The organism is Solimonas terrae, assembly GCF_011067135.1.
Lineage (GTDB): Bacteria > Pseudomonadota > Gammaproteobacteria > Nevskiales > Nevskiaceae > Solimonas > Solimonas terrae.
The window spans coordinates 405,059-417,085 of sequence record NZ_JAAMOW010000004.1 but is presented as its reverse complement, the minus strand read 5'-3'; the positions used below and the strand labels follow the sequence as shown (position 1 = coordinate 417,085).

10 protein-coding genes are annotated in these 12,027 nt (G+C 65.3%); 5 read left to right on the top strand and 5 right to left on the bottom strand.

Features of this window, described 5'->3' with window-relative positions; all coding sequences use genetic code 11:
- The first annotated feature begins 112 nt into the window (after positions 1–112).
- Entirely contained in the window at positions 113–661 is a 549-nt protein-coding gene (locus G7Y85_RS10110) for a TlpA family protein disulfide reductase (protein ID WP_166255810.1), read from the top strand.
- Between the two features lie 24 nt (positions 662–685).
- Here the strand turns inward: G7Y85_RS10110 and gcvA are convergent, their stop codons facing one another.
- Positions 686–1,564 carry a transcriptional regulator GcvA gene (gcvA, locus tag G7Y85_RS10105; protein ID WP_166255807.1) on the bottom strand — a complete coding sequence of 293 codons (879 nt, stop codon included), beginning with the start codon at positions 1,562–1,564 and terminating at the stop codon, positions 686–688.
- A gap of 119 nt (positions 1,565–1,683) precedes the next feature.
- On the opposite strand from gcvA, the gene G7Y85_RS10100 reads away from it, so the two are divergent.
- Together G7Y85_RS10100 and rarD are read left to right on the top strand one after the other, a co-directional pair.
- Complete coding sequence (locus G7Y85_RS10100; RefSeq protein ID WP_166255804.1) at positions 1,684–2,406, top strand: glutathione S-transferase family protein; 723 nt, start codon at positions 1,684–1,686, stop codon at positions 2,404–2,406.
- Complete coding sequence (rarD, locus tag G7Y85_RS10095) at positions 2,403–3,314, top strand: EamA family transporter RarD (RefSeq protein WP_166255801.1); 912 nt, start codon at positions 2,403–2,405, stop codon at positions 3,312–3,314. Before G7Y85_RS10100 ends, rarD begins: the two co-directional genes overlap by 4 nt.
- A gap of 10 nt (positions 3,315–3,324) precedes the next feature.
- Here the strand turns inward: rarD and ggt are convergent, their stop codons facing one another.
- Positions 3,325–5,043, bottom strand: coding sequence for a gamma-glutamyltransferase (gene ggt / locus G7Y85_RS10090; RefSeq protein ID WP_436286634.1), 1,719 nt, complete (start codon positions 5,041–5,043; stop codon positions 3,325–3,327).
- Positions 5,044–5,177: 134 nt separating this feature from the next.
- Complete coding sequence (thiC, locus tag G7Y85_RS10085) at positions 5,178–7,067, bottom strand: phosphomethylpyrimidine synthase ThiC (protein WP_166255798.1); 1,890 nt, start codon at positions 7,065–7,067, stop codon at positions 5,178–5,180.
- Between the two features lie 333 nt (positions 7,068–7,400).
- Here thiC and G7Y85_RS10080 point away from each other — a divergent pair, with 333 nt between their 5' ends.
- Together G7Y85_RS10080 and G7Y85_RS10075 are read left to right on the top strand one after the other, a co-directional pair.
- On the top strand, positions 7,401–7,961 hold the full coding sequence (locus G7Y85_RS10080; protein ID WP_166255795.1) for a phosphatase PAP2 family protein: 561 nt from the start codon (positions 7,401–7,403) through the stop codon (positions 7,959–7,961).
- Between the two features lie 136 nt (positions 7,962–8,097).
- Positions 8,098–10,605 (top strand): sensor domain-containing protein, encoded by a 2,508-nt coding sequence (locus tag G7Y85_RS10075; RefSeq protein WP_166255792.1) that lies wholly within the window; start codon positions 8,098–8,100, stop codon positions 10,603–10,605.
- Here the strand turns inward: G7Y85_RS10075 and G7Y85_RS10070 are convergent, their stop codons facing one another.
- Positions 10,606–11,142, bottom strand: a complete 537-nt coding sequence (locus tag G7Y85_RS10070) for an NUDIX hydrolase (protein ID WP_166255789.1) — start codon at positions 11,140–11,142, stop codon at positions 10,606–10,608. It abuts the gene before it with no gap.
- A gap of 17 nt (positions 11,143–11,159) precedes the next feature.
- On the bottom strand, positions 11,160–11,999 hold the full coding sequence (locus G7Y85_RS10065; protein WP_166255786.1) for a 23S rRNA (adenine(2030)-N(6))-methyltransferase RlmJ: 840 nt from the start codon (positions 11,997–11,999) through the stop codon (positions 11,160–11,162).
- Positions 12,000–12,027 lie beyond the last annotated feature (28 nt).

The following is a 12,027-nucleotide window of genomic DNA, read 5'->3' as shown; positions in this document are numbered from 1 at the left end:
GCGAAACCGATCCTGCGAGCCGTGATACAAGGCGTCATCGCCAGCACCGCGGATTTGGGCCGGGCACAGTGGACGAGCGAACGCTCACCGATGGCCAAGGAGAAGTAGATCGATGAAAAAAAGTGTGGTCGTGGCCGCGCTTTGGGCGGCATTTATTGTTTCGGGCGCCCATGCATCCGAATCGGCGGTGCCGCAGATTGGCGACATGCCGATAGCGCTGAATGACTTCGGCAACGACCAGCATGGCGAGCCGATCGATCTCAATGCTCTGCACGGGCAAGTCGTTGTGCTGACGTTCTGGGCATCTTGGTGCGGTCCATGTCTGAATGAAATGGACACTCTGGGCCGGCTCGCACAAGTGCCGGCCGCACAGGGCAAACTTGCGATTGTCGCCATGAACTACCACGAAAGCTGGGACCTATTTCGACGGATCAAAATTGTCTTCAAGACGCTCCCTCTGACGCTCGGCTGGGCAAGCACGGGCTTGACTGGAAAATACGGCGTGAAAAGCATTCCCAATATGTTCATCATCGGCAAGGACGGCCGCATCGCTGAGCATCATGTTGGCTATTCCGAAAAGAGCCTCGACCACTTCATAGACGAGATCAACGAGTTGCTGAATGCGCCGCCCTCTGCGGGACAATCCGCAACGGGGTCGTGATCATCGAAACGCACCGCTCATGAGCTAGTGCGCCTGATTCTGTTCCAGCAGCCAGTCGCGCAGCGCGAACAGGGCATCGAGTCTCGGATGGTCGGCGCGCCAGACGAAGAAGTACGACGACGGATCGGTGACACTGAGATCGAACAGGCGCTGCAGCCGTCCGCTTTGCAGATCGCCCTCGACCAGCGTGCGCCGCGCGAGCGCGATTCCCAGGCCGGCGGCCGCGGCGTCGAGCAGTACGGCCGAGTCGGTGAACACCGGCCCACGCTTCGGCTCGCGAAAATCGAGATTCGCGGCGTGCAGCCACGGCTCCCACGGCAGCCAGGGATTGCGCAGCAACGTATGTCCGGCCAGTTCCGCCGGACTCGTCGGCAGGGCCCCGTTGTTGTAGGCCGGGGCGCAGACGCAGAACAGTTCGTCGCCCATCAGGCGCACCTGCTGTACGTCGGGCCAGCCGCCGGCACCGAAGCGGATTGCGGCGTCGGCGTCGCCGGCCGCAAGGTCGGCCAGTTCGGCGCGCACATCCAGACACAGATCGATCTGTGGATGGCGCGCGTTGAAGCCGCCGAGCCGCGGCACCAGCCAGCGGCTCGCGAGTGACGGCAACACGCTGAGATTCAGGGTCCGGTGTTCGGTCGGCGTCGCGTGCGCAAAGCTGCGTTCGAGCAAGCCCAGCGCCTGGCGCACTTTGACGACGAGGATGCGGCCGTGTTCGGTCGGCATCATCTGCCGGCCTTCGCGTTCGAACAGGCGTACGCCGAGTCGTTCTTCCAGCGTCGCGATGTGATGGCTGATGGCGCCGTGCGTCAGCGCCAGTTCCCGTGCCGCACGCGTATACGAGCGATGCCGCATGGCGGCCTCGAAGGCCTGCAAGCTGGCGAGCGGTGGAAGGCGAATGGCCATGCCGGCAGTGTATGCCGTCCACTGTGAATTCCGCTCACAGTTGATCGCAAAAGACTTCGATTCCCTTGGCGTGGGCGCTCGCGCAGACTGCGCGCCGTTCAAGAGCCGGAGGCTCCGCGATGACCCATTACCGACTCTATTACGCGCCCGGCGCCTGCTCGCTGGCGGCGCACATTGCGCTCGAAGAGATTCGCCGCGCCGGCCTCGCCGACTACGCGACGACGCGCTTGCTGCTGCCGTCCGGCGACCAGCGTCGGCCGGAATTCCTGGCGCTCAATCCGCGCGGGCATGTGCCGGTGCTGCGGTATCGACTCGACGGTCAGGAAGGCGTGCTGACGGAAAATCTCGCGATCCTGCAGTTTCTCGCCTCCCGCCACCCGCAGGCCCGACTCCTGCCGGCCGAACCGGCACGCGCGGCGCAGGCCTGGGAGTGGCTGTCGTGGCTCGCCACCGACGTGCACGCCCATGCGTTCATGCAGGTTTTCTATCCGGCGCGCTATGCGCAGGACCCCGGCGCACAGGCCGCCGTGGAATCCAGCGGCCGCGCACTGCTGAAGCGCGACTGGAGCGATCTCGAATCGCGGCTGCCCGAGCAGGTACTCGAGGCGGACTTCAGCGTCGGCCGATTCAGTGTCGTCGACGCCTATCTGATCGTGTTTTACCGCTGGGCGAAGCGCTATGGCTTTGCGCCAGAGCATCAGTACCCGCGCTGGACGGCTCTGACACAGCGCACGCTCGCACGTGACAGCGTTCGCCAAGCCTTCGCCGACGAAGGTGTGAACCTCGATGACCCCCTGCCGGCGCGGCCGGCACCCACCCCGTTCCGGGAGCACGCGGCATGAGCGAAGACGAAACCACCTACCGGCGCGGCTTCATGGCTGCGTTCGCGGCGTTCCTGACCTGGGGGCTGCTGCCGCTCTACATCAGCCTGCTCAAGCCGGCCGGCTCGATCGAGATCATGGCGCACCGTGTGGTCTGGGCCTGCCTGTTCGTGTTCGGCTACCTGGCGTGGCGCGGCGAGCTCGGCAAGATCACCGCCGCGCTGCGTGACCGGACCGTCGCCATACGGCTCGCCGCTTCGGCCTCGCTGATCAGCATCAACTGGCTGGTCTATGTCTGGGCCGTCGGCAACGGCCATGTGCTCGAATCCAGCCTCGGCTATTTCATCAATCCGCTGGTCAGCGTGCTGCTTGGCGTATTCGTGCTGAGCGAGCGCCTGAACCGTGCACAGTGGCTGGCCGTGTCGATCGCCGCGCTGGGAGTCGCCTGGCTAAGCTGGCAGGTCGGCCGGCCGCCGTGGATCGCCTTGACGCTCGCCGTGTCGTTCGGCACCTACGGCCTCGTGCGCAAGATGGTGGTCGTCGATGCGGTCGCCGGCCTCGGCGTCGAGACCCTGCTGATCACGCCGCTGATGTTCGCGTATCTGGCCTGGGCGGCGCATGCGGGGACGCTGCAGTTCGCGGCGCATGGCCCGCTGCTCGCCGTTCTGCTGATCGCCGGCGGCGTCATCACGGCGGTACCGCTGGTGTTGTTCGCGTACGGCGTGCGTCGCGTGCCGCTGTCGACGATCGGCCTGATGCAGTACGTGGCGCCGACCATGCAGTTCCTCGGCGGCATCTTCGTGTTCCACGAGGCGTTCACGCACGTGCAGGCGATCGGCTTCGGCCTGATCTGGCTGGCGCTGGTGGTCTACGCCGGCGACGGTCTCTGGCGCGCGCGCCGGCCGCGAGTGCAGCTGGCAACGGCTTGAAGCGCTCGGCTCAGTAGCCCGCCGCCAGTCCGGCCGGACGCCGCCGGTCGTTGGCGCCGTGCAGGGTGCCGCCCTGCGGATCGACGAGGATGGCCTCGTCGGCGCCCCAGGATTTCACCTCGTGGATCGTGTGGCCCATCGCTTCGAGCCGCGCCTGCACGTCCGGCGTCAGCAAGCCGGGTTCGACGGCGATCAGGTCCGGCAGCCACTGCATGTGCAGGCGCGGCGCATCGACCGACTGCTGCATGTTCATGCCGAAAGCCGCGACATTGAGAAAGCTCTGCAGGGTGGTCGAGATGATGGTCGAACCGCCGGGGCTGCCGGTCACCATGTAGAGCTTGCCGTCCTTCAGCACGATGGTCGGCGACATCGAACTGAGCGGCCGCTTGCCGGCCTCGACCTGATTGACCTTGCCCTGCACGAGCCCGAAGCCGTTCGGCACGCCGGGCTTGGCGGTGAAGTCGTCCATCTCGTTGTTGAGGAAGAACCCGGTGTCGCCGGCGATCTGCGCGATGCCGAACAGATAGTTGATCGTGTATGTCACGCTGACCGCATTGCCGCTGGCATCGACGATCGAATAGTGCGTCGTGTGCTGGCCTTCATCGGCCGGCAGGCTGCCGTGGATCTCGCTCGAAGGCGTCGCGCGGTCGGCCCTGATCGTGCTGCGAAGCTGCTCGGCGTGCGCGCTCGAGAGCAGCTGATCGAGCGGATTCTTCACGAAGGCCGGATCGCCGAGATACGTGTTGCGATCTGCGAACGCGCGGCGCTCGGCCTCGGCGATGACGTGCACGCTCGGCGCGGCACCATAGCCCCATTGCTGGAGCGGATAGGGTTCGAGAATCTGCAGGATCTGGCAGATCGTGGTGCCGCCGGAGCTCGGCGGCGGCGCGGAGACGATGCGGTAGCCATGATAGCTGCAGGCCACCGGCGCGTCCCATTGCACCCGGTAGTCGGCGAGATCCTGCATCGACAGAATGCCACCGTGGGCGATGCTCGCCATCACCAGCGAGTGGGCGATCGGCCCGTGATAGAACGCATCGGGGCCGGATTTTTCGATCAGCTCCAGCGTGTGCGCGAGCTGCGGCTGCACCAGCCGCTCGCCGACCTGCAGGGCTTGCCCCTGTTTGAGGAAAATCGCCGCTACGTTCGGCGACTTCGCGAAGTCGGCCGTGCGGCTACCGAGAATGTTGATGTCGCCCTGCTGCAGCACATAACCCTTGCGGGCGAGATCGATCGCCGGCTGCATCAGCTGGCTGCGGCTCAGGCTGCCGTACTTCGTCCGCGCTGCCTCCAGGCCCATCACCGTGCCGGGCACACCGACGCCGAGCCAGGTCATGGTGCTGCGCCCACTGACGACGGTGCCGTTGTCGTCCTGGAACATCGTCGGCGTTGCCTTGCCCGGCGCCTTCTCGCGGAAGTCGAGGAAAACGTCTTGACCGTCGGCAAGATGAATCAGCATGAAGCCGCCGCCGCCGATATTGCCGCAGCAGGGATGCACGACCGCCAGCGCGTAACCGACAGCAACGGCGGCGTCGATCGCATTGCCGCCGCGCTTCAGGATCTGCACCCCGACTTCGGTCGCCAGATGCTGGGCCGAGACCACCATCGCGTGCGGCGCGACCACCGGTCTGGCATCGGCCAGCGCCGCCATCGTCGTCGGGGGCGCAGTCGCATCGAGCGCGCGCGCGGAGATCGATACCGGTCCGTCGGCGAGCACCGGCGTGACCATTCCGGCTGCCAGCAGCAGCGTGATCGGCAGGCGCAACCACATCGATCTTCTCATCGGTCCGTGCTCCGGCGCCGGACGAGTCCGGCTCTAGTACTAATGCAACGCGCGATACCGGATCTCCGGAAGCACCCCCGTCACAGGGTGCGATAGACCTCGGCGCCCGCCTGCTTGAATTCCGCCGACTTCTCGGCCATGCCCTGTTCCAGCGCCGCCGCTTCGTCGGCGCCGATCCTGGCCGCGTAGTCGCGCACGTCCTGGGTGATCTTCATCGAGCAGAAGTGCGGGCCGCACATCGAGCAGAAGTGCGCGAGCTTGGCGCCTTCCTGCGGCAGCGTCTCGTCGTGGAATTCCTGCGCCTTTTCCGGATCGAGGCCGAGGTTGAACTGGTCTTCCCAGCGGAACTCGAAGCGCGCCTTGGACAGCGCGTTGTCGCGCACCTGCGCGCCCGGAAAGCCCTTGGCGAGATCGGCGGCGTGTGCGGCGATCTTGTAGGTGATGATGCCTTCGCGCACATCGTCCTTGTCGGGCAGGCCGAGATGCTCCTTGGGCGTGACATAGCAGAGCATCGCGCAGCCATACCAGCCGATGTTGGCGGCGCCGATGCCGGAGGTGATGTGGTCGTAACCCGGCGCGATGTCGGTGGTCAGCGGCCCGAGCGTGTAGAACGGCGCCTCGAAGCAGTGCTTGAGCTGCTCGTCCATGTTGTCCTTGATCAGCTGCAAGGGCACGTGGCCGGGACCTTCGATCATCGTCTGCACGTCGTGCTTCCAGGCGATCCCGGTCAGCTCGCCGAGCGTGTGCAGCTCGCCGAACTGCGCTTCGTCGTTGGCGTCGGCGATCGAGCCCGGACGCAGACCGTCGCCAAGCGAGAAGCTGACGTCGTAAGCCTTCATGATTTCGCAGATTTCCTCGAAATGCGTATAGAGGAAATTCTCCTTGTGATGCGCGAGGCACCACTTGGCGAGGATCGAGCCGCCGCGGCTGACGATGCCGGTCACGCGGTTCGCGGTCCACGGGATGTAGCGAAGCAGCACGCCGGCATGGATCGTGAAGTAGTCGACGCCCTGCTCGGCCTGTTCGATCAGCGTATCGCGATACAGCTCCCAGGTCAGTTCCTCGGCCTTGCCATCGACCTTTTCCAGTGCCTGATAGATCGGCACCGTGCCGATCGGCACCGGCGAATTGCGCAGAATCCATTCGCGCGTTTCGTGGATGTTCTTGCCGGTCGACAGATCCATCACGGTGTCGCCGCCCCAGCGCGTCGACCACACCATCTTCTCGACTTCTTCGGCGATCGACGACGACACCGCGCTGTTGCCGATGTTGGCATTGATCTTCACGCGGAAGTTGCGGCCGATGATCATCGGCTCGAGTTCCGGGTGGTTGATGTTGGCCGGGATGATCGCGCGACCGCGCACGACTTCGCTGCGCACGAATTCCGGCGTGATCTGCTTCTGCATGAACGCCCCGAAGTTCTGCCCGGCGTGCTGACGGCGAAGATAGCCGGCGGCCTCGTAGCTTTCGCGCAGCTCGTCCAGGCGTGCGTTCTCGCGGATCGCGATGAACTCCATTTCCGGCGTGATGATGCCCTGCCGCGCATAGTGCATCTGGCTGACATTGGCGCCAGTCTTGGCCTTGCGCGGTGCGCGGATGTGCTCGAAGCGCAGCGGCGCCGTCTTGTCGTCGGCAGCGCGAATGCGGCCGAAGATCGAACTCGGCCCACGCAGCTGCTCGGTGTCGCCACGCGCGGCGATCCACGACTCGCGCAGCGGCGACAGACCGGCGCGCAGATCGATCTTCACGTCCGGATCGGAATACGGACCTGAGGTGTCGTAGACCGTGACCGGCGGATTCGGCTCGATGCCGTTGGCCGTCTTGGTGGCCGACAGCGAAATCTCGCGCATCGGCACGCGCAGGCCGCCGGGGCCTTCGACATGAATCTTGCGGCTGCGCGGAAACGGCTTGCGGACCTCGTCCGACAGCTCGTCGGCCTTGTGGAAGATGTCCTGCGGGACTGCGTTCATCGGCATCACCTGCGAAGCATGGCGAGCGGGAACGAGCGCGGACCGGCGACCGCCGTCCGTGAGCCTTCCCTTCGCCGGCATGAATGGGGACCGGCCAGGTTCCAAGGGTCTGTTCTCAGCCGTCACCCCGTGACGGCACCCCCGGCTACAAGCTCTTAGCTTAACGCGTCCGCCGATCGGCGAAAACCGCACGTCCGTGCCGTCGCACCGGTGTTTCGACATTCCGTTGACGCGATTCGCACGTGGCGTTGACAAGGCCCGCCCCACAGTCGCGCGCAGGCACTACTTGCGAGGAACGGTGGAATGCGGGCGATAGGCGCGGGCGCGGCTGGCGTGGCACTGTCACTGACCGTGCTCTGCACACCGACTGCGCAGGCCGGTGGCATCGTCAGCGAACTGCACGACGATCCGGACCTCGCCGCAGGCGATATCTTCCAGGTGCTCAACCCGCTGGTCGCCACCGGCGTGACCTTGTACAAGGGCGACTATCAGGGCACCAGGCAGTACGCCTACGATTTTGCCGCGAGCTTTGCAGCCACCGAGGTTCTGAAATACAGCTTCGATCACACCGCCTGGGGCAAGCGTCCGAACGGCGGAAATGAATCGTTTCCGTCCGGCCACACCTCGGCAGCCTGTTCGGCGGCCGCGTTCATCAGTGATCGCTACGGCTGGCAATACAGCCTGCCGCTGTACGGCACCGCGATATTCACCGGCTACTCGCGTGTCGACGAGCACTACCACCACCTGCGCGACGTCATCGCCGGCTGTGCGCTTTCCTACGGCATCTCCAAATTGATCACCACGCCGTATCAAGGCAGGCAGCGCGTCAGCCTGACACCCACCATCGAGGGCAAGACCGTCGGCCTGGAACTGACCCTGCTGTTCGCGCCCTGACGGCAGCCGACCTGCCGGCCGCCCACTCGCCGGTCGGCCGATTCGATACGTTCGGCGCCCGCGCGCCCGCGCGAGGGGTGCTGGCGGCCTAAATTCCGGACGATTCCCGCCTCTGGCCGCCGACATGCCTAACGACGTGCACGCTGAAACGCCCGGGCCCCTGCCCGCCCTCGGCGAAGAGCAGCGCCTGCGGCTGGTCATCGAAGCGACCCCGAACGCGATGATCATGGTCGACCAGCAGGGCACGATCATCCTCGTCAATTCGCAGACGGAACGCCTGTTCGGTCACCTGCGCAGCGAAATGCTCGGCCAGTCCGTGGAAATGCTGGTGCCGCAACGCTTTCGCGGCGCACATCACGGCTATCGACGTGGCTTCTTCGCGCACCCCGATACCCGATCCATGGGCGCAGGTCGCGACCTGTATGGCGTACGCAAGGACGGCAGCGAGGTGCCGATCGAGATCGGCCTCAATCCGCTGAAGATGCCGGAAGGCGTGTTCGTGCTGGCGTCGATCATCGACATCACCGAGCGCAAGCGCAGCGAGGAACGCCTGCGTCTGGTCATCGAGGCGGCGCCGAATGCCATGCTGATGGTCAACGCCGGCGGTGGCATCGTGCTGGTCAACTCGCAGGCCGAGAAGCTGTTCGGTTACAGCCGCCAGGAGTTGCTGGAGCTGACGATCGAGTCACTGATCCCGAAGCGCTTCCGGCATCAGCATGAGCGCTCGCGCAACGGTTTCTTCAGCCAGCCGGACGCCCGCGCGATGGGGGCCGGCCGCGATCTTTACGGCCTGCGCAAGAACGGCAGCGAAGTGCCGATCGAGATCGGGCTCAATCCGCTGCGCATCGAGCAGGCGCAGTTCGTGCTCGCCTCGGTGATCGACATCACCGAACGCCTGAGCGCCGACCGTCTGCAGCGCTCGTTGCAGGCCGGTGTCCTGCGCCAGGCCATCCTCGACAGCCTGCCGTTCAGCGTCATCGCGACCGACACCGAAGGGCAGATCGTCGCGATCAATCCGGCGGCCGAACAGTTGCTCGGCTATCCGCCGCAGGCGCTGGTCGGCCAGTCGGCGATGGTCATGCACGAACCGGCAGAGGTCGAGCGCCGCGCCGAGGAGCTGTCGACCCAGACCGGGCTGCACATTCCCGCCAACTTCCAGGTCATCGTCGCTTCCGGCAGCCGCACCACAGCCGACGAGCGCGAGTGGACCTATGTGCATCGCGACGGTTCGCGGGTGCCGGTCAACATCGCGATCACCGCGATGCGCGACGAGAGCGGCCGTGTCAACGGCTTCCTCAAGGTGGCCTACGACATCACCGAACGCCGCCGTGCCGAGGCCTTCATCCGCCACATGGCACATCACGACGCCCTGACCAATCTGCCGAACCGGACGCTGCTGCTGGACCGCCTCGAAAGCGCGATCCGTCAGGCCCGCCGCAGCGGTGGCGGTGTCGTCGTGCTGATGCTCGATCTCGATCACTTCAAGCGCATCAATGATTCACTCGGTCATCAGATCGGCGACAAGCTGCTGCTGAAGATTTCGCAACGCCTGCAGCGCCGCGTACGCGATGTCGACACGGTGGCGCGATTGGGGGGCGACGAATTCGTCATCGTGCTGACCGGCATCCATTCGGCCAGCGACGTCCAGCCGCTGATCAATGAACTGATGCGGACGATCTCGGCGCCGATGTCGTTCGACGGGCACGAACTGCTGGTGACGACGAGCATCGGCGGCTGCATGTTTCCGGCCGACGGCAGCGACCCCGGCGCGCTGCTGAAGAATGCCGACACCGCGATGTACCACGCCAAGGCCAGCGGCCGCAGCAATTTCCACTGGTTCACGACGGCCATGCTGCAGCAGACCGAAGAGAAACTGGCGCTCGGCACCGCATTGCGTCGCGCAATCGAGAGCAGCGAACTGACCATCGTCTATCAGCCGGAGATCTCGCTGCGCGATGGCCGCATCGTCGGCATGGAAGCGCTGGTACGCTGGTCCAGTCCACGCCACGGCGAGGTATCGCCGGATCGTTTCATTCCGGTTGCCGAGGAGACCGGCCTGATCCTGACGCTCGGCGAATGGGTGCTGCACAGCGCCTGCCGGGAATGTGTGGCACTGCAGCGCACCGCCGGTCGCAATCTGCGTCTGGCTGTCAACGTGTCGCCGCGGCAGTTCCAGCAGAAGGATCTGCCACAGTTGCTGCAAAGAGTGCTCACGGAAAGCGGTCTGCCGGCGCATTGCATGGAACTGGAAATCACCGAAGGCATGCTGATGCAAAGCCCGGAGGAAAGCGCGGAAGTGCTGCGCGAGCTGCGTCGGCTCGGCATCGCCATCGTCGTCGACGACTTCGGCACGGGGTATTCGAGCCTCGCCTATCTGACGCGCTTCCCGATCGACAAGATCAAGATCGACCGATCATTCGTGCGCGACATCGCCAACGACGCCGCCGATGCCGCAGTCGTCAATGCCATCATCGCGATGGCGCGCAGCCTCGACATCCGGGTGATCGCCGAAGGCGTGGAAACGGAGGAGCAGGAGCAATACTTGCTGGATCGCGGCTGCGACGAGGTGCAGGGATTCCGCTACAGCCCCGGTGTTCGCGCAGAGGATTTCGCGCGTCTGCTGGAGCCGCCGCGCGCCGCGTAGTCAGCAGCCGTCACGCGACAGGAAATACAGGGCCGCATAAATGCGCGGTTCGATCAGCAGGCCGTCGCCCTGCTTGCGCCGCAGCCATCCGTCGACGTCGGCAAGCGGCACGAGATGCACGGTAATGTCTTCGCCATCGACACCACCGCCGGCGCCGACGCGCTGCAGACCGCGGATGCGCACGAGGTGCAGCATCTCGCTGGTCAGGCCGGCGGCAACCGGACCGGACATCAGAATCTGCGCATGCGTGCCGCGAAAGCCGGTTTCCTCTTCGAGCTCTCGCAAGGCCGACGCCTCGATGCTTTCGTCCTGGAACGCCGCCTCGTCGCCGATCATGCCGGCCGGCAATTCGATGGTGCGGGCATGCAGCGGCAGTCGGTACTGCTCGACCAGCACGACTTCACCGGCATCGGTCAGCGCGGCGATGAAGCCGGCACCGCTGCTGTTGACACGCGTGACGTATTCCCAATGGCGATCGCGGACCAGTCGCAGAAAGCGACCGCGATGCAGTTCTTCGATTTCGGGGCTGTCGTTCATGTTCATTTTGCCGCCCATCAGAGTTTGCCCGGCACCCAGGACTCGACGCGGGACTGCGCCCTGGCGCCTCGCGACAGCATGTCGGCGAGCCACGGCAGCGCCGCTGACATCTCGCCGACGAACGAAAACGGCGGATTGATGACGACCATCCCGCAGGCGTGCATCCGGCCCTCGCTGGCGGCGCCGGTTTCGAGGACATAGTTGATTGCCTCGCGCGCGCAGTCGCGGCGCAGGCGGCGCAGGAAGCGCTCGGTGTCGAAGCGCTTCTTGTACGGATACCAGACCGCAATCACGCCGTTGCTGAAGCGACCGAGGGCGCGCGTCACGAATCCGGTCACCGCGTCGAACTCGTCCGGCCGTTCGAACGGCGGATCGATCAGCACCAGCCCGCGTTTCTCGCGTGGCGGCAGCAGGGCATGCGCCTCGTAGCCATCACGGTGATGGACGGCTACATGCGGATCGGCGCCCAGTTCGGCCTTCAGCGTCGTGACGATCGCCGGCTCGCGCTCGCAAAGCAGGATGCGATCGAACGCCCGCGCATAGTGCGCAGCAAACAACGGCGAGCCGGGATAACGGCGCAAGGCCGCGTGCGCGTTCATCGTCCGAACGATTTCAAGGTACGCCGAGACTGGCTCGGGCGCAGCGATTGCGCCGTACAGCCGCTCGATGCCGTCATGGAACTCTGCCGTGCGGCTCGCGGCTTCGTCGGCGAGATCGTAGGCACCGCCGCCGGCATGCGTTTCCAGATACGCCCATGGCGCTTCCTTGCGGGACAGGGCGCGCAGCAGGCCGCACAGGATGACGTGCTTGTGGACGTCCGCGAAATTGCCGGCGTGAAAGCGATGTTGGTAGTGCACGGCACATTATCCCGTGCGCCGATGCCGA

Coding starts and splice junctions, on each gene's coding strand:
- G7Y85_RS10110 (WP_166255810.1), top strand. CDS start 113: ATGAAAAAAAGTGTGGTCGTGGCCGCGCTTTGGGCGGCATTTATTGTT.
- gcvA (WP_166255807.1), bottom strand. CDS start 1,564: ATGGCCATTCGCCTTCCACCGCTCGCCAGCTTGCAGGCCTTCGAGGCC.
- G7Y85_RS10100 (WP_166255804.1), top strand. CDS start 1,684: ATGACCCATTACCGACTCTATTACGCGCCCGGCGCCTGCTCGCTGGCG.
- rarD (WP_166255801.1), top strand. CDS start 2,403: ATGAGCGAAGACGAAACCACCTACCGGCGCGGCTTCATGGCTGCGTTC.
- ggt (WP_436286634.1), bottom strand. CDS start 5,043: ATGGTCACGCCGGTGCTCGCCGACGGACCGGTATCGATCTCCGCGCGC.
- thiC (WP_166255798.1), bottom strand. CDS start 7,067: ATGAACGCAGTCCCGCAGGACATCTTCCACAAGGCCGACGAGCTGTCG.
- G7Y85_RS10070 (WP_166255789.1), bottom strand. CDS start 11,142: ATGAACGACAGCCCCGAAATCGAAGAACTGCATCGCGGTCGCTTTCTG.